General features: G+C 54.3%; 19 protein-coding genes. 11 read left to right on the top strand and 8 right to left on the bottom strand.

All coding sequences use genetic code 11. The annotated features are described in order from the left end of the window. Nucleotides 1-22: 22 nt before the first annotated feature. The 3 genes from AB2L51_RS08740 to AB2L51_RS08730 all read left to right on the top strand — a co-directional run bounded on the left by AB2L51_RS08740 (nt 23) and on the right by AB2L51_RS08730 (nt 5338). The gene (locus AB2L51_RS08740) at nt 23-2341 is read left to right on the top strand and encodes a TonB-dependent receptor family protein (protein WP_395582093.1); all 2319 of its coding nucleotides are present in this window, start codon (nt 23-25) and stop codon (nt 2339-2341) included. Nucleotides 2342-2348: 7 nt separating this feature from the next. Then, a complete protein-coding gene (dld, locus tag AB2L51_RS08735; RefSeq protein ID WP_395582094.1) occupies nt 2349-4070 on the top strand; it encodes a D-lactate dehydrogenase in 1722 nt (573 codons plus the stop codon). 248 nt (nt 4071-4318) lie between these two features. After that, a complete protein-coding gene (locus AB2L51_RS08730; protein ID WP_395582095.1) occupies nt 4319-5338 on the top strand; it encodes an isopenicillin N synthase family dioxygenase in 1020 nt (339 codons plus the stop codon). Nucleotides 5339-6059: 721 nt separating this feature from the next. On the opposite strand, the gene AB2L51_RS08725 is transcribed toward AB2L51_RS08730, so the two are convergent. Continuing rightward, complete coding sequence (locus tag AB2L51_RS08725) at nt 6060-6851, bottom strand: hypothetical protein (RefSeq protein ID WP_395582096.1); 792 nt, start codon at nt 6849-6851, stop codon at nt 6060-6062. 347 nt (nt 6852-7198) lie between these two features. Here AB2L51_RS08725 and AB2L51_RS08720 point away from each other — a divergent pair, with 347 nt between their 5' ends. Then, entirely contained in the window at nt 7199-7699 is a 501-nt protein-coding gene (locus AB2L51_RS08720; protein WP_395582097.1) for a hypothetical protein, read from the top strand. Nucleotides 7700-8653: 954 nt separating this feature from the next. Continuing rightward, entirely contained in the window at nt 8654-9265 is a 612-nt protein-coding gene (locus tag AB2L51_RS08715) for a hypothetical protein (protein WP_395582098.1), read from the top strand. Nucleotides 9266-9321: 56 nt separating this feature from the next. Here the strand turns inward: AB2L51_RS08715 and AB2L51_RS08710 are convergent, their stop codons facing one another. Further along, a complete protein-coding gene (locus AB2L51_RS08710; protein WP_395582099.1) occupies nt 9322-10683 on the bottom strand; it encodes an MFS transporter in 1362 nt (453 codons plus the stop codon). Between the two features lie 208 nt (nt 10684-10891). Here AB2L51_RS08710 and AB2L51_RS08705 point away from each other — a divergent pair, with 208 nt between their 5' ends. Continuing rightward, entirely contained in the window at nt 10892-11269 is a 378-nt protein-coding gene (locus AB2L51_RS08705) for a hypothetical protein (RefSeq protein WP_395582100.1), read from the top strand. A 596-nt stretch (nt 11270-11865) separates the two neighbouring features. Here the strand turns inward: AB2L51_RS08705 and AB2L51_RS08700 are convergent. After that, nucleotides 11866-12099, bottom strand: coding sequence for a hypothetical protein (locus AB2L51_RS08700; protein ID WP_395582101.1), 234 nt, complete (start codon nt 12097-12099; stop codon nt 11866-11868). A gap of 289 nt (nt 12100-12388) precedes the next feature. Here AB2L51_RS08700 and AB2L51_RS08695 point away from each other — a divergent pair, with 289 nt between their 5' ends. Next, complete coding sequence (locus AB2L51_RS08695; RefSeq protein WP_306309677.1) at nt 12389-12823, top strand: acyl-CoA thioesterase; 435 nt, start codon at nt 12389-12391, stop codon at nt 12821-12823. Nucleotides 12824-12847: 24 nt separating this feature from the next. Here AB2L51_RS08695 and AB2L51_RS08690 read toward each other — a convergent pair whose 3' ends face one another. Together AB2L51_RS08690 and AB2L51_RS08685 are read right to left on the bottom strand one after the other, a co-directional pair. Then, a complete protein-coding gene (locus tag AB2L51_RS08690; RefSeq protein ID WP_395582102.1) occupies nt 12848-14485 on the bottom strand; it encodes a carbohydrate porin in 1638 nt (545 codons plus the stop codon). A 290-nt stretch (nt 14486-14775) separates the two neighbouring features. Continuing rightward, the gene (locus AB2L51_RS08685; RefSeq protein ID WP_395582103.1) at nt 14776-16452 is read right to left on the bottom strand and encodes an alpha-keto acid decarboxylase family protein; all 1677 of its coding nucleotides are present in this window, start codon (nt 16450-16452) and stop codon (nt 14776-14778) included. Between the two features lie 511 nt (nt 16453-16963). Between AB2L51_RS08685 and AB2L51_RS08680 the strand changes: the two genes are divergently transcribed. Then, entirely contained in the window at nt 16964-19408 is a 2445-nt protein-coding gene (locus AB2L51_RS08680) for a membrane-bound PQQ-dependent dehydrogenase, glucose/quinate/shikimate family (RefSeq protein WP_395582104.1), read from the top strand. Nucleotides 19409-19501: 93 nt separating this feature from the next. On the opposite strand, the gene arsC is transcribed toward AB2L51_RS08680, so the two are convergent. After that, nucleotides 19502-19852 (bottom strand): arsenate reductase (glutaredoxin), encoded by a 351-nt coding sequence (arsC, locus tag AB2L51_RS08675; protein ID WP_166113237.1) that lies wholly within the window; start codon nt 19850-19852, stop codon nt 19502-19504. 35 nt (nt 19853-19887) lie between these two features. Here arsC and AB2L51_RS08670 point away from each other — a divergent pair, with 35 nt between their 5' ends. Next, entirely contained in the window at nt 19888-21624 is a 1737-nt protein-coding gene (locus tag AB2L51_RS08670; RefSeq protein WP_395582105.1) for a SulP family inorganic anion transporter, read from the top strand. Nucleotides 21625-21746: 122 nt separating this feature from the next. On the opposite strand, the gene AB2L51_RS08665 is transcribed toward AB2L51_RS08670, so the two are convergent. Together AB2L51_RS08665 and AB2L51_RS08660 are read right to left on the bottom strand one after the other, a co-directional pair. Beyond that, complete coding sequence (locus AB2L51_RS08665) at nt 21747-22514, bottom strand: sulfite exporter TauE/SafE family protein (RefSeq protein WP_395582173.1); 768 nt, start codon at nt 22512-22514, stop codon at nt 21747-21749. A gap of 57 nt (nt 22515-22571) precedes the next feature. Beyond that, on the bottom strand, nt 22572-23498 hold the full coding sequence (locus AB2L51_RS08660) for an MBL fold metallo-hydrolase (protein ID WP_395582106.1): 927 nt from the start codon (nt 23496-23498) through the stop codon (nt 22572-22574). 106 nt (nt 23499-23604) lie between these two features. On the opposite strand from AB2L51_RS08660, the gene AB2L51_RS08655 reads away from it, so the two are divergent. Both AB2L51_RS08655 and AB2L51_RS08650 read left to right on the top strand, forming a co-directional pair. Continuing rightward, the gene (locus tag AB2L51_RS08655) at nt 23605-24264 is read left to right on the top strand and encodes a peroxiredoxin (protein ID WP_395582107.1); all 660 of its coding nucleotides are present in this window, start codon (nt 23605-23607) and stop codon (nt 24262-24264) included. Continuing rightward, on the top strand, nt 24261-24686 hold the full coding sequence (locus tag AB2L51_RS08650) for an ArsR/SmtB family transcription factor (protein ID WP_395582108.1): 426 nt from the start codon (nt 24261-24263) through the stop codon (nt 24684-24686). Before AB2L51_RS08655 ends, AB2L51_RS08650 begins: the two co-directional genes overlap by 4 nt. The last annotated feature ends 6 nt before the right edge of the window (nt 24687-24692 follow it).

Here is a 24692-nt window from a genome sequence, read left to right as displayed (position 1 = left end):
CAGAATTTGAAAAGAGTAGGCTATGGCGCGCTTGTTTTGGCATTTTCATGAAAAATCCTTGCCTGTTTACTGGTTTTCCATGGTTTTTTCTCTTGGGTGCACGACAGCCCTGCACGGTGTGGCCGCTGCGGCATCGACCGATGAAACCCATGAACATGCAGCTCACGATCATGATGTGCCTCAACAACGGACGCATTATCATGCAGCACATCAGGCTGCGCATGAAGTCCCGTCTTCCGCAGGGCACAATATGGCACCTCTAACGCACACCCATGCCGGGCATGACGCTACGGGCAATGTCCATGCTCAGGGTGAAGAAAATATTCTTGTGCATCATCACCGCTCCAGCAAGGTAGATGCCGCATGGAATGTGCTGCGCCGAATTCCGGGGGCGACCAATATCATTGATTCGAAAGATACCGCGAAACGCAGCAACGCAACCAATGCAGATATCTTCAAGTTCCAGCCGGGTCTTTACGCGCAGGCCGCCTGCGGAGGAGACGACCTGCGTATTTCATCGCGTGGTTCAGGCGTTCAGGATGGTCTTTCCGCCACGCGCTGGGGCATTATGTTCTTCTTCGACGGTCTGCCAATAACCACGGTGGCGGGAGCTGTGAATGAACTGATGGAACCGCTGGGCATCCAGTATACCGAAGTGCTGCGTGGGGGTAGCGCACTGGACATGGGGGGCACGCAGCAGGGTGGGGCAATCAATTTTGTCACAAAAACTGGATACGATGCCGACCGTTATCAGGGGCGGGTCGAGGCGGGCAGCTTCGGTTATGTCAAGGAACAGCTTAGCTCGGGCGGGGTTTATGATAAAAACGACTATTACATAAGCTTGACCCATTCCTACCGCTCTGGTTATCAGGACAATACAGAGTCAGACAGTTTTGGTATCAATGCTAATTATGGCTTCAAGTTTAACGACTCAGTTGATACACGGTTTTTCTTTCGTTACCGGCAGACGGGGGAAGGATATCCGGGCTATCTGACGCGTGACCAGATTGCGCAAAACCCACGCCAGTTTCAAAAGGGATGGAGAAATTCCCATACGCTGGAACCCGGCAGCTACTTCATCGGCAACAAAACAACTATCCGCTTTGACGACGCATCAAAACTGACAGTTGGATTTGATTATCAGAATACGCCTATGGACCATCGCTGGCCCGCGTACCGGCTGATCTATGGTATTCAGAATGCGTCCACCGCGGTGGACTATACCCGTCAGGACACGTTGTTTTCAAAACATGACACAACGCATGTTGGTGTCTATTCGACCAGTATTCTAAACCTGTACGAAAAAATTCAGGTGTCACCCAGCGCTCTGGGGATGGCCACGTATGGGCCATATGGCCTGTCGGGGGGGCAGAATGTCGCCCGGTACAACTGGGGTGGCAGCACAACGACATTCCATATCAGCAACGAGCTGGAACTCTTTCATAATTTCTTTGTCACCGCAGCAGGAGCGCTTACATATGCGCCGCGTGACATATCAATCACCTACCCGACGACGAACAGCCTCAGCGCATCATCGCTCTACTTTCAGCCGCGTGCGGCCGTGCGTTACGTCGTCAACAAAAACCTGCAATTTTACGGTAGCGTCACCAGAGGGGCGGAACCACAGTCGAACTGGCGTTTCCAATCGGGGCCGGTATTCACATCTGGTGCTGCCAAGGGGATGGTGGCAGGTTTTACCAATGTCAAACCCACCACCGCCACTACCTTTGAAGTCGGGGTGGAAGGTAACTGGCTCCATACGGACTGGAGCCTTACCTACTACCACGCCGCATTGCGTGACGAATTGCTGACAATGATAACCCCGGAATCTCAGGCAACCAACACGACAATTACCGGGAATGCTACCCCAACCACCCATCAGGGGGTGGAACTTTCAACCCATTCGGTACTCTATAACTGGTCGGGCGGGGTAGTCTCGCTTAGGCAGGCCTACACGTATCAGGACAACCGTTTCAACAACGACCCGCAGTTCGGTCGTAATCGTCTGCCCGGTATTCCCGAGCATTTCTATCAGGGACAGTTGCATCTGGACTTGAAAAGCGGCCCCTATTTCGCTTTTGATACGCAGGTATCATCCTCGGTCAAGGCGTCGTATGACGATAATTATCAGTCAGCGCCCTATCATATCTTTAACACTCAGGTCGGCTATCAGTGGCCGGGCAAGCACCGCATGGTGTATCTGGACTTTCATAATCTGGCCAATACACATTACGCCACGGGGGTTATTCCGACCTACAAGGTCACGCCCGGAACACAGGCCGCCACCATGCTGCCCGGCGATGGATTTGGCGTATTCGCGGGGATAGACCTTGGCTTTTAGTGCAAATATGACAGAACATGACAGCAAAGTGAGAGAGCAGGATGAGGTCGACCTGCTCTCTCGTCTGGGTGGCGTTGTTGATGTGCAGGAGGTTCTCAGCACCGAGACGGATATGGCGTTCTACACCCGGGGGATGCGTTTTGGGCGTGGACGCGCCTTTGCCGTGGTGCTGCCGCGCACGCTTCTGGCTCTGTGGCGGATCTTGCAGGTTTGCGTGGACAGCGATGCCATTATTCTGATGCAGGCAGCTAAGACGGGTGTAACGGGTGGCTCCACACCCTATGGTTCGGATTACGGGCGTCGTGTGGTTATTGTCAGCACGCGATATCTGAACGGCGTTCAGGTGATTGACGATGCCCGTCAAGCCATTGCTTTTCCTGGCACGACCCTGACAGAACTGGAAAATGCGCTGCGTCCGCTGGGCAGGGAGCCGCATTCGGTTATTGGGTCTTCCTGCATTGGCGCATCTGTTGTGGGGGGTATTTGCAATAACTCTGGTGGTTCACTTGTGCGGAGGGGGCCAGCATTTACGGAAAAATCCCTTTTTGCGCGGATTGACGCGGATGGAAAACTGTCTCTGGTCAACAGTCTGGGTATTGCACTGGGGGATGAGCCTGAGCAGATATTGGCCAATCTTGCCGAAGGCAGCTACATAGTTGGACAGGCTTTAGACTGGGAGGGCCGGACATGGGCGGATGATTACGCGGACAAACTGCGCGATATTTCTGCCGATACCCCCGCACGCTATAATGGAGATCCCACGTATCTGTGCGAAAGTGCAGGCTGTAGTGGCAAACTTGCGGTATTTGCCGTGCGCGTTCCCACCTTCGAAGCTTTGCCGGATACGGTAACGTTTTATCTGGGTTCAAACAGCGAGGAAGATCTGGTGGCCCTGCGCCGTTTTCTGCTCGTGCGGTTGTCCCGTTTGCCTATTCAGGCGGAATATATTCATCGCAACGCTTTTGACCTGACAGTGCGTTACGCCAAACATATTTATAAGGCCATCCGCCGTCTGGGGCCTGAGCGCCTGCCTGATCTGATCCAAAAAAAAGCGCAATGGGAAAAGTCTCTTCGGGTATTGCGTATTTTTCCTTCCAATAGTCTGGACAGGCTCATCCAGCTTCGCAACCGGCTAACGCCCCATGGGCTATCCCGGCGATTGGCTGACTATAGGACGCGCTTTGAACATCACCTGATGATCAAGGTGGAAAAGCGGGACGCAGAGGAAATGCGCCAGTTGCTGGAGCAGTTTCTGGACAGGCGCACTAACGCGTTTTTTGAATGTACGGCATCCGAAGCACGCGACGCCTTTCTTCTTCGTTTTAGCGTGGGAGCGTGTACCCTGAACTACTGCGACGCCCACGGGATAGAGACCGACGAGCGGCTTGTGGCATTTGATGTGGCCTTGCGCCGCAACGACCTGCACTGGCGGCTGGAACTGCCTGCGGAACTGCGTGAGCAGGTGCAACTGGAGGCGTGCTGCGGGCACTTCTTCTGTTTTGTCAATCATCAGGATTATGTTCTTAAGCCCGGGTACGACGTGGCGGCGTTCAAACTGCAGGCTATGGCGTATCTGAGTGAGCGGGGAGCGCGCTATCCGGCCGAGCATAATGTGGGTCATCTGTATCAGGCAACACCAGCTTATGTTGAGCATATGCGCGCACTTGACCCGACAAACAGTTTCAACCCCGGCATTGGCAAGACAAGCCGAAAGAAGTTCTGGAAATAGATAAGGCGTTTTTTAAAACACTCTTGAGAAATCCTAAAGAGTGACGTTTGGGTTTATGGTTTGACCCATGCGTTAGTTTGCATGAACATTCAGGGTATAAAAATGGAGCATTGCGTAACGGCGTGGCTTGGCAGGCGCGGTGCCGGTACGGCCTCAGTCCTGCGGTGTGTCGCTGTGTGGGTAGAGGGTGTGGTGGCCAAGGCGGGGCAGGAAACTGGAACGTATGCTTATAAGGAGTCTGATTGATCATGTCTGATACGCGCAGCACTTTGCCTGTTCTGGACCTTGAGCATTTTGCACAGGGGGGAGAGAGGCGAAATAATTTCCTGCAATCCCTGCGCCATGCGGCCCATGAACAGGGTTTCTTCTATTTAAGCGGACATGGCGTGTCAGAAGCGCTCAATAACGCAATTCTGGAACAGTCAGCACGTTTTTTTGCCCTGCCTGAAAAGGTCAAGGACAGTATAGCCATGATCCGCTCCCCTCATTTTCGGGGCTATAACCGCGAGGGACTGGAATATACCCGTGGCCAACGTGATTGGCGCGAGCAGGTTGACATAGGTGCCGAGCGGGTGGCTTTGCCGCTTGATGCGCAAAGTCCAGCCTATCTGCGCTTACAGGGGCCAAACCAGTGGCCCTCTGCTCTGCCAGAGTTTCGCCCTGTGGTGCTGGCGTGGCAGGAGCAGGTGACAGGCGTGCTTACTCGTGTTCTGCGCGCTCTTGCTCTCTCTCTTGGTCAGGACGAGCAGATTTTTGGTCCGGTTTGTGACGAGGCGCCACATCAGCTTCTCAAGCTTATCCGTTATCCTGCCCGCCATGCGGATCATGGAGAGCAGGGCGTGGGACCGCACAAGGATAGCGGGTTGTTCAGTCTGATCTTGCAAGATGAGCAAAGCGGGTTGGAGGTGGAGACCGCCCCCGGCCAATGGACCTCGGCTCCGCCGCGCAAGGGCACGTTTGTCGTCAATATTGCGGAATTGCTGGAGGTTGCAACCGGTGGTTACCTACGTGCCAGTGTACACCGGGTTGTCAGCCCCCCACCTGAGCGCGAGCGGCTGTCGGTTGCGTTCTTCCTTGGTGCGCGACTGGATGCCCATATGCCCATCCTGCACCTGCCCGAAGCTTTGGCGACCGCGACACATGGCGTGACCGACGACCCCTCCAACCCGCTTTTTTCTCAGGTGGGGCTGAATGCCCTGAAGGGGCGGCTTCGCTCACATCCCGACGTTGCGGCCCGCTATCATGCTGACCTGCTGGATGTGCGCTAAGTGGTAAAAGACTGGTGAAAAACACATATAGGTTCAACGAGGGACTCGATGGAAAGGCGTTGCTCAATAGGCGGTTGGCGTCTGCTAACGTTACCGCTTTTGCTGTGATTCTGCCTGTTTGGTGCCTGCGCGCAATCTGTCGGGCCAGGCGACCAGCATCAGCCATAGATAATTTCCCACGGTTCATGTGTTTTGCGTGTTGAAGATCAGCTTCCGAACAACCGTCGATCAATTCACGTGCATTAGCTTGATCGTTATGCAATCGCGCATTGGTCTGAGGTAAAAGATGATCCGTAACAACAAAGTCTGTTTCTGGTACGTTGCTTGCACGCATAGCACGATTTTTCCTTAATCGTGCGTGCCGTATTTGAGCGTGTTTTACTCTCTAAGTTTTTGATTTATTTGGAGTAATCTAGTCCTAAGATGGTGGGAGTCACAGGTTCAGTCCCTGTTGCCCCCACCATTCCTGAGCCGCAGAATACTGCGGTTTTAATCATGTCTCCCGCTGAAAAATTACCATCATTCAACGACAACAAACGGCATCAATTTCCATTATTTGGAACCTTTAGCCGTGCCAAATCCGTGCCGCTTTCCAAGCTCCACCATGCGCGAATCTCATCCCGGTAAGCATCGGGTATTTTCTTCGCATAGCGTGCAACGATGCTTATAGTCGCCCATCTGTCTCACGGTAACAGTCACGTTCTGGCTGTGAGCCCTGTGCCTAGTGTCTTTTGCTGGATGTGATGTGCCGTAAAGCCTCTTCCCAGCTCTGGTCTGTCTCCAGTCTGGCGGAAGTCGAACTTGGCATCCATATGATCACGCCGTTGATAGCTCTCTTTGCGTCGGCCAACTGGCGGGACCATTCTGTGTCGCTGAGAAAGCCGTTTTTTGTTATCCCAGCTCTGTAAGGCGAGACATAGGCGTATATCGGGAGTGATTGATTGATGGCACGATCGTTTCTTACGGCTGCATGCAGGTGTGCATACCAGGCGTCATGGTTGGGCCATCGCTGGTAAAGGGTTGGCGCAAAGAAATCGAACCCGCCACCCCGATAGATTTTTGCTCTTATGTCGAGAAACTTCGAGTTAAAATCATAGTCATACATGCCGATTTTTGCTTCGGGGTAACTGTCTCGCGTCCAGGCAATAAACTTTTTGAAGAGTTGAGCCTCGTTATTGGCCTGTGCCGCAGAGTCCGCCCTGTCAATCACGATATTCTCGAAATCGAACGCAATGAATGTGCTTGACCGGAATTGAGCTACATAGCTGGCAAGTATTTTCTTGAACTGGCTCTCGGTCGGCACATTGGAGCATTGAGTCTCATCACACGTCAGTTTCCAGACATCGTATACAGATGTAAAGGGTACCAGACCGGCTCTATCGAGATGGTCTGCATTGGCATACCGGGTGCTGTTGAAGACGCGGAAATCTGTCACATAAGGTTTCTGTTCGGCTCCTGCATATGTACAGCCGCCCATCGTTACCAGAACTAATAATGAAATGCGTCGGATCATAAATCTGACTTTCAATATGCTGGGGAGACTTTATAGGCAACTAAGATCGATTGACTAATGCATGCAGCAATCTGACCGTCAAGTTTGGGGGGGAGGTCAACTGGAGGGGGCGAAGAAACATCATATTTTACAGAATGTTATGTTATTGTGTTCTGTCCGTCTTGGAGCGTATATGTCATGGGCTTATACACGGATAAGCAGCATCACCTTGAGAGCCACAAGCGCTTGGGTGTACTGCCGGGTAGCGAGAAGACAGGGGGGGAACGGAGTACAGGGAGCATGCCTTTATCCTGTCATATTGCATTTAGTGAAGAACCGCCGCATATCGCCACGTGGAGAAAGCAAGAATGACCGACGATAAAGATTTTGCTCTGTGGCTGGCCAAGGAAAAAAGAGCGCTGGCCGATGCAGGATATCAAGAAACGGCTGCCTCGTTCGATAGGATCAAAGGGCGACTGGGCGCTATCCTTCCGCTGTCCGTCACACTTACAGCGGCGTCTCTGGCGGGAGCTTTTTCCCAGCGGGAATACTCCATTGTCTGCGCGTTTATGGCGCTAGGTTTTGGAATTACAGGTAGCCTATGTGCTGCGGGCCTTTACTCCACAACTCTTATATCCAAGAATGTTAGTCCTGAGGTAGTGGATACCATTCTTTCCGATGTACCTGAGCGAGACGAAACACAGGCTACTTTATGGATGGCTTATACCGCGTCCTATATCACAGCCGAAAATACCAAAATCATTGGAAGGGACAGGCGTTGGCTTAAGGCGGCATGGGTATCATTAAGTCTCACGCCTATCGTGTCATTTCTTCTCTCCATAGTTTGTGGAGGATGGAATTCGTTTTAAAGTGGACTCGTCTAAGAACATTCCAGGTGATCTCATCACGTTTTGAATAATAGATGTGGGGTTGAGGCGTTGAGGGTGAGGCCTGGGTGCAGGATTTTTTCAGGCATACGGATTTCCTTTCGGCTTATCCTGTCAGTGCCCACTCCTCCAGCGATACACAGATGAGGAGCGGGGTTAGGGCCTTTGGGTGGCTGCGTGTATCGTGCGTCTGTTCTTTCAAATCAAGCGCCATCGCAGTCATGTTCGGAGTCCGGCAAAGTTCAGGAACGTCCGGTTCTAAAGTTTGTTGTTGTGTAAATTTTGCCTCTCTTATCACCTGTTGGACAATTGGCAGGAACAGGGGTCAGGCACATCATTACCTTGTTGTCGACTTGCGAAAAATCAACCTCAGAAATTTGTTCGTAAGAGACCTGACAGCCACCATTTATAAAACTAATTGCTGAACCTGAATCTGGAACAGGTTCTCCTCCGCTTTCCTTAAGGCGGGTTTCAACAGATTTGACATGGGTGAAAACGCAGGTGCCAATCTGATCTGGCAGGTCAGTCGGAGGGGTAGTATGAACTGGGACTGTCAGAAAAGCGGAAAGAGCAGGAAAAGCTCATGGCAGTTTCTTTAATAGAACCTCCTGTTAAATGTGTTTTATCCTTAGGGGCGAGATGGTATTCCTTAATTCGCGCCACATTTTGACAAGGGGGCGTTCAGAATCTGTCAGGTTTTCGCTCTCCAGAGTATTGGTAGAGAAGGAAAAATACATGCCATCTTCAGGTTTCTGAACAATTCAGCGTTCATCGAGTGAGCGCGCGCGTCAGCATGTTCCAGAAGTCGGACAAATAGCTCCCTATCGATTATCAGAGTATGATGATCGTGACATCTGCTTATTGCGTTGCGCTTCGCGCCAAGAGCATAGATTGCAGGCGGGAACCGGAAGCCAAACTTTCAGTAAGAGAGACAATATGGTGAAATTTGATTTTCCACCCTGTGATAAAGCTCCATCTGTGGAAATAACATGTTCACAGTACGAACTTGATGCGAAAATTGTTTATCCTCCATCCTATGGAGATAAAAGAACGGAAATTCAAAAAATTATAGAATTTAATTCTGGTTTTGAAGAAAAATTCCCAACAGTAAATATTGGACCAGTTCAATTTTGTCTGGGTAAAGGGAATGTGGTCCGGTTGATCTTCCTGTATTTTTCCGGTTTGAAAAAAGAGGATTTTATCTATCAGGAAGATTGTGAATATGTTCCTCTGGTATCACTTGCACCGCAGAATATAGGTACACGTCAGGAGGATTTATATTTTAACGAGCAGGTTTCTGTTAAGATTGATAGAGACAGTCATGTTATATGTGTTTTTTTTGGAGAAAATGCAAATATTTATCAAACTTTTTCCTTGTCAGATAATTTGATACTGCGTGCAGGTGAAGACGGTAATCTGGTTGCTTTGGTTTTTCATAATGTCCATTGGATAGATATGGAAACCGAATCGGCAGTACCGCAACAGAGCCGTGGCATCATCCGGTGTCTTTTGTCTGGCGTAACCCGATATGTGAGAACGCTGTTCTGAGCCTCGGCTTTGCAGAACTAGGTTCGGTAAAACAGGTCTTTCTGCCATTTCAGGCCCTACGGCTTTTCCTCCCGACGGATGATCCGGCGTGAGACACTCAGCGCGGCACCCAGAAGAGCAAATCCTGTGGCCAGTTCCAGACAATGTACCGCGCCACCACTGCCTTGGGAAAAACCAAAGACCAGTGCCACCAGAGCGGAGCCCAGCGCCCAGCCCAGCGTGCGGGCAACGGCCATCATCCCACTTGCTGCACCGCTGCGGGTTGCCGGGCCGGAGGTCATGACTGTCAGATTATTTGGTGTCTGGTAAAAGCCAAACCCAATGCCGCAAAGCGCCATCCGCCAGCATATGTCCCAGAAGGCTGGCTGTGCGGGCATAAGGCTCAGGGTTGCAAGTCCTGCCGCCAGAAGCGCCAGCCCCATGCTGCTTAAAACCGACGCCGGATGCCGGACTGCCAGTCGGCCTGCAAAAGGGGCTGCAATAGCAACAAGCATAGGCCAGGGCGTAACAAGCAGGCCTGTTGTTACGGCGGAGAGATGCATGACCGTCTGGAACAAAAACGGGAGAGCGACATAAGCCAGAATCTGTGCGGCATAAGCACAGATTGACGTCAGGATTGAAAGCGAAAACAGTGGAATAGCCAGAAGATCCAATGGCAGTAGAGGGGTTGTCAGTTTTTTCTGCTGGCGATACAGCAGAATGGCGCAAAGCAAGCCTGTTCCGATCTCAAGTATCGCCAGTCCGGTTTTCTGCTGCCCCAGCGCATCAACACCCAGAATAACGAGCCCAAGAGCACCCACATTCAGGAGTGTGCCCATCCAGTCGAACGAGAGGGGAGTGCGGGGGCTCGCCGGAGCCGCCCGCAGGAAAAGAGTAACCGTCATCAGGCCAATCGGCACATTGATCAGAAACAGCCATGGCCAGGGAGCAACAGCCAGCACCACTGCCGCCAGCGTAGGCCCGACGGCGGCGGAAATGGCAACGGCTAAGGCAATAATGGCAAAAGCCTGATGCAGCATGGCTCGGGGATACACGCTGCGCACTAGCGCGCCGCTCAACGCGGCCATGCAGGCTGTTCCCAGTCCCTGCACGACGCGCGCTGCGACAAGAACTCCCAGTGAACCCGAAAGGGCGCAGGCAAGGGAGGCTGCTGTGAAAAGTGTGATCCCGAACCCGTAAACCCGCTTCAGACCCAGTGTGTCTGCCAGAGCCGCAGCAGGCAGCAAGCTTACCGCCACTGCCAGATGATAGACATTGACGACCCAGACCGTCTGCGCCTCGCTACAGTGGAGGTCATGGGCGATAGTGGGGAGCGCGATATTGGCAATCGCTCCATCCAGCCCGCCCAGAACAATGCCAAGCACGGCGCAAAGCATGACCAGACGGCGCTGTGTATCGGAAATCGGCGGTGAAGTCATAAAAAATTCGACGTCCTGATCGTTATCATCCGGATGGAAGTCCTGTTCTGATAGAACTTCTATCGCCATAACGCTGCAAGTTTTATCTTCTATCGTAAAGAATGGGTCCGGATTCCAGGTCGGAATATATTCTGGTATGGCGCTTTGTTGATTTTAGATAAATATGGAAGGATCTTGGAATCAGTTTGATTGCAAGAGTATGGTGTATATGGGAAGATTGAAAGTGCTCAAAAATCTTTTGGTATTATTGGAAATATTTTTACATGAAAAAATAAACTACCCTGATCACAGAATGGTTATCAGAATAGTTTGTGTTTTATTTTTATATTGTGTGAATCTCTCACCAGTCAGTGCAAAGACTGAAGAGAATTTTCCTGATGATGTTTCTGTATTTTTTCATAATGCGGATATTTGCCAGTATCTGGCGGGAGAATGGGATAGCAATCTTCCTCCAAAAAGAAAAAATGAACTTTCTGATGAAATGAATAAGATGTGCTCAAATATTCATGAAAGACAGGAATATTTTGAAAAAAAGTATGTCCAGAATAAATCTATTATACGGAAATTAAAGTCCTATGAGTTTTAATGAAGAACTGGATGATTATTGTCGGAGATCGTAAAATATGCCATTGTGGCGGGGTTTTTCCCACCCTGTCTCATCAGTCCAGATTTCTGTCCTGTATACGGGTCATTGATGTGAGTGAACGCGTGATGCCTGCCGGTTATTCCAGTGGTTTTTTTGCTCGGTATGTCTTGTACCTGTCAGGTCTCGTGTTCTAATGGCGCATTTGTGCTGTGCCGGATCAGCCGCATGTCTGCCGTATGGGTAAGGAACAGGATCTGGCTATTCGGCTCTTGGTGGCAAAGGTCACCATTCTGATCGCGCGTGTGACCGGGAGCATGGAACATGAGTTCAGAATTTTTTCACGGGGTCTGTCCTTCATCGTAAGGTCGTGATGAAGGTGACGGGAGCCAGTGTCATGGAAGCCTGATGGTACCATGCGTGGCTTAGGGTCTTGGGTAGGTGCCTGTGTGCAGTAAGAAGGCGTAAAATACGGAAGAACGTCCATGACCGCACAAGGCGGCACAGTGCCAGAACGTCCTGATCAAGTAATGATATTTTTAGGAAAATGGGATAAAAAACTGTAAATCTGCATCTCTGATCAGGTTCTGCAATGCAGATTATGCGTAAAAAGCCCCGGAGCCTCTCTCTTTCATGACAGATTCAATGGTTTTATCCAGGAATTTCTCATTGGCGTTAACACGGGCTTCTTTCAGGTCACTTGCGTAAACTTCGCCAGTGCCATTTGTCGCGATCTGAACCGTGTTGTTAGTATTGTTGTTCTTTGCTTGAAGTGTGTTGCCCCAGATAGTACTCTGTGTCTGGTCCGTAAAGGAAACTGCGTATTTGTACATTGTTATGCCTCCTTCTTTCTACCTGAGTATGAACGAATCTACAGATTTGTGTAAAATAATTTTCCTTCTGTGACTACGATATTGCAACGATCAATATAACAAATGCGTGATCGCTGTGGTTTTGGAGTCAATCCTGCTGGCAGGTCCCCGTCAGTTCTGCCGTCCGGATTTTCACGTTTGCTACAGGCATGGGTGTCGCGTACAGATTCCACTGTATGTTTGGCCCGGAATGGAGAAACATGGAGCCAACATTCAAGCCAAGGATCATGTGAAGGCAAAAGGGGCGATCGTGGGGAAGACTGAACCAAGTGACTGGGCAACGGATGCGCATCTGGCTGTGCGGGTTGTGGCCATGCGCAGGGATACAAATGCCGCGGGTGATATTTTTGGTGGCTGGGTTGCCTCACAGATGGATCTTGCCGCCAGCACTGCGGCGGAAGGGTTTGCCGGGTGCAAATGTGTAACTGTGGCTATTAACGGTATGGTATTTCATCATCCCATGGCAGTGGGGGATGAACTGAATGTCTACACGCGCATCGTCAAGGTGGGTCGCACGTCCATTACCATCTGTGCGGAATCCGTGCGGCGTATCCGGCGGACAAATATTCGGCAGAAGGTCACGTCGGGAAATTTTGTATTTGTTGCTGTGGGTGAAGACGGACGGCCGCAGACCTTGGACAAGGAATGGCATTTGGCGGACCAGAAGGCGCCGCCGGAGAACTGACAGACCCCTCCCGCACAGGTGTGCTCACAGGTTGGCAATAACCTTAAGGCCCACCAGAGCCGCATCGGGAATGTGCGATGTTTCCCCCGGTCGGATCATGTATTCAAATTCCGGCTGGACGGTCACGCCGGGCAGGGCGTCAATGGCGTAATATGCCTCAATGACATGGGAGTCCGTTTGTGGCCCCCAGACCTGCGCACCAAGCGACATACCCGCATCCAGCGCAGACATCTGCCCAAGCCGCTTGCGGTCGCTCACATGGTACCATGAATACAGGATGCCCAGCCTGTCCGTCAGACGGGAGGGAATAAGCCCGTTAAAGGAGAGGCCGCCATAGGCCTCGTCCGAAATGGTTGAAACATGGGGGGTGTTATGAATATACCCTGCCATCAGGTAGCCCCCCGCCATCTGGTTGCGGCCCCCTATACGGTAGATCATCTGGTCGCCTTCAAACCAGAAAATATCCATAGGTGCGCTGCGTTCGCGGCCGGGCTGGCTTAACAGGCTGGCGGGTTTGCTCCCCAGTTGGTCAGCGTAGCGCGATGTATCGTGGGCATAACCAAAAACATAGTGGCCGGGCAGGCGGTTGCGGGTCAGAAAGGGTTGCCAGGTAAATTCTATGGGCAGCATCATGCCTGTTGTCTCCTCACTTCCCCAGGACCACCCGCTGGGATTACCGTTGAGGGGGGAGACCTGATATGCCCCGAGCTGCACCATGGTGTCCCGCGTGGGGCGGAAGCGTACCCGTGCCCCCCATGTGGCCTTGGGGTAAACGGAAAAACCGGGGTCCAGCTTTAACGCCACGGGAGCCGAGCAGGTGACCATGAAAGAGCAGAGGAGTGGAGACGTCGCAAAAACATGCGTGAGCGACATGCGGCCAAAGGTTATGTCCATACGGTTGTTGAGAAACTGCTTTTCTGCGTACAGATCAACCAGATGGGCCACCACATGCCCGGAAAAGCCATAAACCTCCATGAGATTAACATAATATTCGCCTATCATATCGTGCGAGACTTCGCGGCCAGCGCGGTTCATGAGCAACGTATGCACTGACCAGCCTTCCAGTCCGGCCATTTTGCCCAGATCAAAATTCATCTGCACTGTCAGTTCATGCACGTAGTCCATGCCGCGTTTGATGCCGCCATTGATATTGCCCATGGCCTCCCCCTTGTAGGTAAAGGAAAAGGCGAACCCCTTCTGCTGCAAGCGGGTCCGGAAAGGCATGATCTGGGGCACAAGGTGGCTGCTGCCAGCTGTGGGCACGTAGTAGGGGTCTTCCATGTCCGTGCGGCGTTGGGCGTCCACCTCGGAGGGTAAGAGCCATGAGGGCCCTTCATGCAGGCTCAGGGGTTCAAGGGTCATGATATGGTGCGGCTTTTTGGTGCCGTAATCATTCACGCTGGGAATGTTCATTGTTGCAAGGCCCGGCCAGGGGGCCACGGGCACACCGCTGGGGGGCAAGGGGGAGTTGAGCGGGCGTTGCAGCACATGGGGGTCGGGCAGGAGGGATTGCTCATCGCTCTGGCCCATGGCGCGCTCAACCAGCTCCGTAGAGTTGGCGGGGGAGGAGGGAGCCGTCTGCGCCTGTGCGGACGCAGCGTGGCAAAAGGTCGCAAAGCCCCACGTGGCCAGAGCCAGTAGTCCTGATGATTTTATGGTCATATGGTGTTTTTCTAATATATGTTCATGCAAAGATTTTTTGGAAAAACACATTCAAAAAAACATGTTTTCCCATTTACTCTTGCCAGTTACGTGGTGCGGAACATGCCGCGGCCAGTAATCCTTTTAAGGTCTGGTGAAACTGGACTTTGCGTAACATAGTTTTTTTGAAAACTTATTATAAGATAACGTGATTTGAATAACGTCTCGGTGAGAGTCGCAGGTATGGGCATAAAAAAACGCCCCGGACCTGCATCCGGGGCGTTTCCTGAATGGAAAAATCAGGCTGTCTGTTATGAAACGTGTGGCTTGCGGGCGTTGGCGGAGGCAACGCGCTTGCCCCACTGGACCAGCATATCCGTGCAGTCTGTGCGCTCGATCTGGCATTCAATAATGGTCGGGCCACGGTGGTTGGCCTGTGCCTTTTTAATGGCTTCTGCCAGTTCTGCGCCGGTTGTAACCGTCATGCCAAGGCCATGGCCTTCGCCAGCGTTGAACACGTTCATCAGACCGGCGTAATCCCAGTTCTTGATGTAGTTGTACGGACCGTCATGAATGGCAATTTCAATGACGTAGCCACGGTTGTTTACAAGGAAGATAATAACAGGCAGTTCGTAGCGCACCATCTGGGCGACTTCCTGCGCGGTGAGCTGGAAGGAGCCATCCCCCACCATAACAATGTGTTCGCGTTCCTGCGAGCCCATGGCATTGCCAAAGGAGGAGGGTACGGACCAGCCGATATGGCCCCACTGCATTTCTGTTTCCACGCGGGCGTGGCGTGGCAGATGCATGCGCATGGCGTTGAACCAGGAATCCCCCGTTTCCGCCACAAGCGTGGTTTTGGATGTGAGCATGCCGTTGATCTGACGGGTCATTTCGTCATTTGTCAGGCGTGCATCCGGGGCAGCAGGTGCAATTTTGGTGGGCGTGTATTTGGTGTCACGCGCGCTGGCAGGGCGATGGGGCGCTTTTTTGGCCAGAGCGGTCAGGAATTCACGCAGGGTAAAGCCTTCAAAGGTCTGTCCGCCAACGGTTACGCGGTTGGGGTCGGCTACCAGCACGTTCTCGCCCTTGGGCCATGCGGTCCAGCCAACGGTGGAGTAGTCATTGAACACGGGGGCAATGCACAGCACGACATCGGCTTTTTCCACCAGTTCCTGCGCGCCGGGGGCGGAGACTTCGCCCCAGTACAGGCCACGGAAACTGGCGTGATCTTCAGGGAACAGCCCTTTGGCGGCAGCCATAATGGTTACGGCGCAGCCAATGCGGTCTGCCAGTGCTTCTGTTTCGCCCAGCGCATGGGCGGAGCGGGTTTTGGTGCCAACCAGCATGACGGCGCGCTCGGATTTTTCCAGCAGGGCGACTGCTGCATCCACGGCGGCGTTCAGGCTTGTGGTGTCGGGGGTCAGTTCTGCCAGCAGGGACGTAACCGGGCCGGGGCGCGCACATTCCGCGGAGGAGACGTTGCAGGCAATTTCCAGATACGCCGGTTTACGCTCACGCAGGGCCGTGCGGATGACATGGTCGATCTTGGCCGGGGCGGAGGCTGCGTCCGTAATGCTTTCGGCCGCACAGGTTACGTGGCGCACCATTTCAAGCTGGTAGCCGTAATCCGTGTTGCCCAGCGTGTGGTGCAGCACATGGCCGCTGCCGTAGTCATTGCTGTTGGGGGAGCCGGAGATCAGGATAACGGGCAGGTTTTCCGCATAGGCGCCGCCAATGGCGTTCATGGCGGAAATGGCGCCAACGCTAAAGGTCACAACGGCTGCGGCAGCCCCGTGCGCGCGGGCGTAGCCTTCTGCGCTAAAGCCGCAGTTCAGTTCGTTACAGCAGTAGATCTGCTGCATGTCCTTGTTGAGCAGGAGCTGGTCGAGCAGGACCAGATTGTAATCCCCGGCGACCGCGAAATGATGTTTCAGACCAATCTGTGCCAGACGGTCGGCCAGATACATTCCAACTGTATAGGTCATGGTAGAGGCGAGTTCCTTAAAAAATGGTCCTGCATGCAGGGGCGTTGTATCCAGTTAAACGCGCGATGCCGGGGGAATGTCCAATATATGAAGCTGCCATAACCCATATGTTTCCAGTATGCCTTGAGGGCGTCATGGAAGCATTTTAACGTAAGAAGTTGGAAATAATTGTGATAATTCAAAGGATTGAATAGTACGCGTGGATTACGCTGGTGCAGTTCCTGAGACTGAACGGGCTTTACGCGCTGCCGGGGTGCTCCGTGTTTCACCTCAACGTGATACAGGGCGGATTTATACAGTGTCATGCCTCTGAAAAGGGGCATCGTATTCTTGTTGATGGCAATCCGTGATTTGTAAAATACGAAATTATTATTGACAGCATCCAAGGTCATGGAACACAGACCACCGTCTTTGCTCAGGAATGGCAGGGTGTGGTCTGGCCAGGGTGGTTGGTTGTGCCGGGTTTGCAGTCATGTGGTCTTTGAGAACTGAGGGAATTGGGAGAATAGGAATGGATGAACCATTCAAAACTGAGCGCCGGATAACAGGGGCCGATATATACCGGGTTCTCTTTGCACTGCTGAGTGTCGGGGTGGGGCTTGTTCTGGCTTATGGTGGCGGGCAGTTGCTGGTCCTTGGTGGTTCGGCGTACTACCTGCTGGCAGGGCTGGCCTATGTGGGGCTGGCGGCCCTGTTTTTTCTGCGCAGGCGCAGTGCGCTACCAGCATCCATTGCCGTATTTGCGGCAACATGCCTGTGGGCTTTTTACGATGCACCGCAGATTGGCTACTGGGAGTTGCTGCCCCGTCTGGTTGTGCCCGCCATACTGTTGACCCTTGGCCTGTGGCTGGCGGCCCTCTTTCCCACCATTCGGGCGGATGCGCGGCGGTGGAGTGCATGGGGCGGTCTGGCCGTTATGGCCGCTCTGGCAGGCACGCTGGTTCTGGCGTTTTTCCCGCATGGAACACTGAGTAATCCTGACGCGCTGAGTGATGTCGCCAGAGTGGCACAGGCTGGTGCGCCAGACGCTCCGCAGAACTGGGAGTTCTATGGCCGGAGTGCTGGCGGCACACGCTTTGCGCCGTACAGCCAGATTACTCCTGCCAATGTGAACCAGTTGAAGGTTGCGTGGGTGTACCGTACCGGCCGCCGCGTAAGTGGGAGCGCTTTTGGCACGGATGAGAACACGCCCCAGCAGATCGGGAATGTGCTGTATTCCTGCACACCAGAAAACCTGATTACCGCCATAGATGCCGATACAGGGCAGAAAATCTGGAAGTTCAACCCCAATGCCGTCACGGCCGAGCATGTAAGCTGCCGCGGTGTCGGGTATTACGACATGGATGCAGATGCCAGCCTGACGCAGGAGCAGAAGGCCAGATACACCGCACCAGACTGCCGCCAGCGTATTCTGGTTTCCTCCATTGATGCGCGCCTGTTTGCACTGGATGCCCATAGCGGTGCGGTGTGCGCGGGCTTTGGCAATGCGGGGTTTGTGGACCTTAAAAAGCAGATGGGTCCAACCGAAAACAGCAGGCGCTACCACCCCACAGCCGCTCCCGTGGTTATGGGGCATCTGGTGGTTGTTGGCGGTTGGGTGCGTGACATCATGCCCGGTGAACCCTCAGGCGTTGTGCGGGCGTTTGATGTGCGTGATGGCTCCCTTGTCTGGGCGTGGGATGTGGGTAACCCTGATAATACGCAGGCCCCGGCACCCGATCAGACCTACACGCTGTCCACCCCCAATGTCTGGACGGTGCCGACATACGACAGGGAGCTCAACCTTGTTTACCTGCCAACCGGCAACGGCCCGCCTGATTACTGGGGTGGGGACCGGAGTGCTGCCAATGGCCGTTTCGGGGCCGCTGTTGTGGCAGTGGATGCCGCTACGGGGCAGACCCGCTGGGTCTCGCAACTGATACACCATGATGTGTGGGATTATGACCTGCCCTCACAGCCGGTGCTGTATGATGTGACCAATGCACAGGGTGAGAAAATTCCCTCCCTGATCCAGACCACCAAGACCGGGCATATTTTTGTGCTCGACCGGCGCACAGGTAAGCCTGTGACCGAAGTGGTGGAAACGCCGGTTGCCACAACTCCCGCGGCGCAGGGCGAACATCTTTCCCCTACCCAGCCGTTTTCCGTTGGCATGCCCACCATTGGTGCGGACCCGCTGAGCGAGAGCGCCATGTGGGGGGTGAGCACGTTTGACCAGCTTTATTGCCGGATCATGTTCAAAAGTTCGGTTTATACCGGGCCATTTACCCCACCGGGCGAAAAACCGTACATCGAATGGCCCAGCCTGCTGGGTGGAATGAACTGGGGCGGTATTTCGGTGGATGAAAACAGCGGGCTCATGTTTGTCAATGACATGCGCATGCCGCTGCGGATGTCCTTGGTCACGCGGGAGAATGCCCGCAGGTTCAAGGTCTCCACAGACGAGGTGCCGGGGTTCATGGGCACTATCCGCCCTCAACTGGCCGGACCGTATGGCGGCGTTAAAATTGATGTTCTGCAATCCCCGCTGGCTGTGCCGTGCAACACACCGCCTTTTGGCACCATGACAGCCATAGACCTGCACACCAAAAAAATTGTCTGGCAGGTGCCTATGGGTACGGTGGAAGATCTTGGACCGCTGGGCATGAAAACCCATCTGCCGGTACCAATTGGCATGCCTACGCTGGGTGGCCCGACTTCCACAGCCTCTGGTCTGGTCTTTTTTGCTGGAACACAGGACTATTACCTGCGCGCCCTGAACTCCCGGACCGGGCAGGAAGTGTGGAAGCAGCGCCTGCCCGTGGGGGCTGTGGCCGCGCCCCTTATTTACCGCTCTCCTAAAACCGGGCGGGAATATGTGGTTATTTCCGCAGGTGGGGCCAGCCACTCGCCAGATGTAGGGGACTACATTATCGCCTACGCCCTGCCCGAAGGTGCCGGTGCCACAATGCACTAACCCTATGCGTCAGGCAGTAAGGGGCCTGTCCGGTTTGCCACAAGCCGGACAGGCCCTTTTTTTATGCTTCTTCATGCCGGGGCAGGTGCGTGGTTATGGCAGCAGTTCCTGCACAACACTGGCCGGGCGGCAGGCTTTTGCCCCTTTGGGTGTTACCACAACAGGGCGGTTGAGCAGGGTGGGGTGCTGGGCAATGGCGTCCAGAATCTGGGCGTCTGTTACTTCGGGTCTGTCCAGACCAAGCTCTGCACAGAGTTTTTCTTTTGTACGCAAAAGGTCCCGTGCTCCAAGCGTATCCTGGCGTGCAAGATCCTCAAGCTGGTCACGGCTGAGGGGTGTTTTAAGGTAAAGCACCACCTCGGGCTCTATGCCCGCATTGCGCACAAGTTCCAGCACGGAGCGGGACGTGCCGCAGGACGGATTGTGGTAAACTGTTACAGTCATGTTACATGCCTCTTTTACAAAGGCGCGATTGTTGCATGTTCTGCAAGGCTGGCAAGAGCCGATCCAACCCGGAGCAGGCCAGCAGGGAACGCAGGGTAGGGCAGGGGGGCTGTGTGCGTATATTGACCGGCTGGTGGCAAAAACCGTTCTCTGTCAGCAAAAACGTGTGGGCAGGGATGTCTCTGGCATCCATGAACATTCCGCAGGTGTTGGGTTATGCGCGGATTGCGGGTATGCCTCCTGTTACCGGGCTGTACACGGTGTTGTTCCCGCTGGTGGCTTTTGCGCTTTTTGGTTCATCCCGCCATCTGGTGGTTGCCGCGGATTCCGCCACGGCGGCTATTTTCTCCAGCGCCCTGTCGGAAATGGAGCCAGTGGGCAGTGCGGCCTATATCCATCTGGTCAGTGCTGTTGCCTTGCTTAATGCAGGGTTTCTGCTGGTGGCTCGTTTGTGCAGGCTGGGTTTTCTGGCGGATTTTCTGTCCCGCACCGTCTTGGTTGGCTTTTTGGCCGGTGTGGGTGTGCAGGTCAGCATAAGCATGCTGTATGATATGGCGGGACTGGATGTCAGCTCGCACAATACCGTAGTGCAGTTTGTGAGTTTTGTGCGGGCTGGTGTGCATATGCACCCGCTTTCGGTCGGTATTTCCTGCATGGCCTGTGCGATTCTGCTGTGTGGTACGCGCTTTTTTCCCGGTCGACCCGTGGCGCTGGGGGTGGTGCTGGGCGCGCTGGGGCTAAGCTGGCTGTTAGGGCTGGAGCAGTATGGTGTAACGGTTCTGGGGCCCATGCAGGGTGGTTTGCCGCACTTTGCTGTGCCTGTGGTGTCATGGCACCAGCTTCTGGCGTTGCTGCCAGTGTCAGCGTCATGCGTTTTTGTCATTATCGCGCAAAGTGCGGCAACATCCCATGCCTTTGCTTACCGGCTGCATGAAACCGTCAATGCCAATGCGGATATTATGGGCCTGTGCGCGGCCAATGCCGCCGCCGGGCTAAGTGGTACCTTTACGGTTAATGGCAGCCCGACCCAGACCGCCATGGCTGTGCAGGTCGGGGGCACCAGTCAGAAGGCCCAGCTCGTGTTTGCCGCTGTCACGCTATGTGTGCTGCTGTTTTTTACCGGACCACTCCAGTATCTGCCCCGCTGTATTCTGGGCTCGGTTGTGTTCTGTGTTGCTGTGGGCATGATTGATACTGCTGCCCTGAACCATATCCGGCAGGAAAGCCCCGGAGAGTTCCGGCTCGCGCTGGTAACAATGGCGACAGTGGTCAGTATTGGTGTGGAGCAGGGCATCTTCATTGCGATCGCCCTCTCGCTGTTCCGGCATGTGCGGCACAGCTACCGGCCCCATACAATGGTGCTCAAGCCAGACCCTGCAACGCAGGTGCTTGAGGCGGTTCCCGTTCGTGCAGGGGAGCAGACCGCACCGGGGCTTGTGGTTTATCGGTTTTGCGCTGATCTGTTCTACGCGAACTGTTCACTTTTTGCAGAGGATATTGAGCTGCTCCTTGCTGGTGCGCCTACGCCTGTGCGGTGCATTGTGGTTGATTGCAGCGCTATTACAGATATTGACTATTCCGCGGCCAGTGTTGTGCGTGATGTGCTGCTCCGCCTGCATATGCGGGGTGTGCGGGTTATTTTTGGCCGGGTTGCTTCCTATGCACTGGTCGACATGGAGCGGCACCATATTGTGAGTGCTCTGGGGGAGGGCAATGTTTACGCCCAGCTTCATCAGGCCATGGCCAGCGCGGAGCAGACGGTGGCGCAGTAGCCCCACCGGCCTCAGGCCCGACTTTAATCAGGCAGGCCGCGTTTTGCATGGACCGTGTAGTGAGCAGGCCGTGTTATCAGGCATGCAGCGCCGGACCGCTGGAATGTCTGGCATGTTCTGCCCTAGAACTGGCGGATGCTCTGCCAGATCATATAGGCCGCAACTATAAAAATCAGACAGGCAAACACTGTGGTCAGCCTGCCTGTGGAGCCTGCCAGTGCATGTGATGCTTTGGTGCCGAGGCTGCTGCCGAGGGCTCCACCCAGAATAAACAGACCGGCCAGCTGCCAGTCCACATAGCCGGAGAGCATGTAACTGATGGTGGTGCTAAACCCGAATGCCGCGACAGCCACAAGTGATGTGCCAACTGCGTTAAGAATAGGCATGCTGGTGGAGGCCATAAGGCCCGGCACAATCAAAAAGCCGCCGCCAATGCCAAAGAAACCGGAAAGCATACCCGTGCCAAACCCGCAGGCCATAACCTTGGGGGCATTTTCCCTGTTGCACCCGGCACCCGGGCAGCCGGTATTGTTACGGCCACGGATCATGAGCACGCCAACTCCGACCATGAGCAGGGCAAACAGGAACAGCAGGTGTTTACCGTCCACTGCCTTGCCCAGGGATGCGCCCAGAAAAGCCCCCCCCACGCCGCAGAGGGCAAAAATACCCGCACACCGCCATTTTACGGTTTTATTACGTGCATGATGGGCCAGTCCAACCAGCGCGTTGATGGAAACAGACAGGGCGCTGGTGCCTATGGCTATATGCGCATTGGGCACGCCAACCAGATAGACCATAAGCGGTACGGCCAGAATGGACCCGCCCCCTCCGACCAGTCCAAGGGTGAACCCCACGGTTGCGCCAGAAGCAATTTCCAGCGCGATATGCATAAGGTGGGGTGCTAACATGGGGTCTCCAGAGTATGCGTGGTCGGGATGTCAGGGGGCTTACAGGCGGTTTACGGGAATTTTGATGTAGCTGACTCCGTTGTCTTCCGGCTCGGGCATATGCCCCCCACGGATGTTGACCTGCACGGAAGGCATGATCAGGTTGGGCAGGTCCAGCGTGGCATCCCGCTTGGTGCGCATGGCCACAAAGGCTTCTTCGTCCACGCCATCATGCACATGAATGTTGTGCTCGCGTTCGGCCTCCACGGTTGTTTCCCATGCAAAGGTATCACGGCCGGGGGCCTTGTAGTCATGGCACAGAAACAGGCGTGTCTGGGTGGGCAGGCTCAGTAGGCGACGGATGGAGCGGTACAGCATGCGGGCATCCCCACCGGGGAAGTCGGCCCGGGCGGTGCCGTAATCGGGCATGAACAGCGTGTCTCCGATAAAGGCGGCATCCCCGATGATAAAGGCCATGTCCGCAGGCGTGTGGCCGGGAACATGCAGGACGATACAGTCCAGATTGCCGAGCTTGAACTGCTCTCCATCCTTGAACAGGTGGTTGAACTGGGAGCCATCACGTGCAAATTCTGTACCGGCATTGAAGATCGTGCCAAACACTTCCTGCACCCGCACAATATCAGCCCCGATGCCCAGCTTGCCGCCAAGTTGTTCCTGCAACCAGGGCGCGGCGGAGAGGTGGTCGGCATGGGCGTGTGTTTCAAGCTGCCAGACAACATGCAGGTCCTGCGCCCTGACGTAATCCACAATCTGCTGGGCGAAGGTATAATTGGTGCGGCCGGATGCGGCGTTATAATTCAGAACGCTGTCAATGACGGCGGCCTCTTTTGTCGCAGGGTCATGCACAACATGGCTGGCGGTAAAGGTCGCCGGATCAAAAAAACTCTGCACCACGGGGCGGGTCTGAGGATGACGGAGTGTCATCAGAATCTGGGCCGTAGCTGTTGTGATGGCGGTATCCGACATGGGAGACTCCAATTATTTATAACTTACTGTAACATTGTATATTTGATTTCACTAAATATGAAACCATCTTGCGTCAAGGTCGGGATTTCGCGTAAAGGAAACTGCCATGAACGATCGCATAGCAGATACCTGTCCTTTGGTGCCTCACTCATCGTCCCTGAAGATCGGAGACGAAGCGCCTGATTTTACAGCCCGGACCACGCAGGGTGATTTTACGCTCAGCAGTTTGCGCGGGCGGTGGGTCATTCTGTTTTCGCATCCAGCGGACTTTACGCCTGTCTGCACCAGCGAATTTATTGCCATGGCGCGGGCCGTTCCCCAGTTTGATGAGATGGACTGCGCGCTGGTCGGCCTGTCGGTGGATAGTCTGCCCGCCCATCTGGCATGGCTGGAAGCCATACGGATGCGTTTTGATGTCACCGTTACCTTCCCTGTGATCGAAGACCCTTCGCTGGCCATTGCCCGTGCCTACGGTATGCTTGATCTGGATGCGCGTAACAGTGCGACCGTGCGGGCGGCGTATTTTATTGACCCACACGGCATTGTGCGTGTGATCACCTGGTACCCCGCAACGGTTGGTCGCTCCGTGGCCGAAATGCTGCGTGTGCTTCGTGCCCTGCAACGGGTTGAACGGGGGGATGTCATGACACCCGAAGGCTGGACGCCAGGGGCGGATGTGGTGCTTCCCACAGGCCAGACACACGAAGATGTCATGGAGGCAGGCCCAGACTGGTTCATGAACATGAGTAAGGATGCCGAAGCATGAGTGCACTGGATGTAGAAGAAGCGCGGCAGCTTGTGGAGCGTATGAAGCTGTTTGCCCAGCCGCAACGGCTGATGATTCTGGATGCGCTGCTTGAACATAGCTCCCTTGCGGTCGGGGAGCTGGAATCCTGCACCGGCATAGGCCAGCCCACACTCAGCCAGCAGCTTGGAGCCTTGCGACGGGCTGAAATCGTGGTGCCAAGACGCGAATCCCGTACGATTCATTACAGCCTCGCCAGTGAGGAGGAATCCCTGCGTGTGCGTGCCCTGATCGGACTACTGCGTGGAGACCGTTCCGCTCTGCCTGCCTTGCGGGCTGTATCCGAACGGTATGCCGCCAGCCGCCGTACCACAGCCCAGAGGGAAGCGGAGGGCGGGGCGCAGTTTGCCATGATCCGACCGACTGATGTTCCGCGTTCGTAAAACGGG

This window comes from Acetobacter fabarum (assembly GCF_040702925.2).
Lineage (GTDB): Bacteria > Pseudomonadota > Alphaproteobacteria > Acetobacterales > Acetobacteraceae > Acetobacter > Acetobacter fabarum_B.
This window is presented reverse-complemented; position numbering and strand designations above follow the sequence as displayed.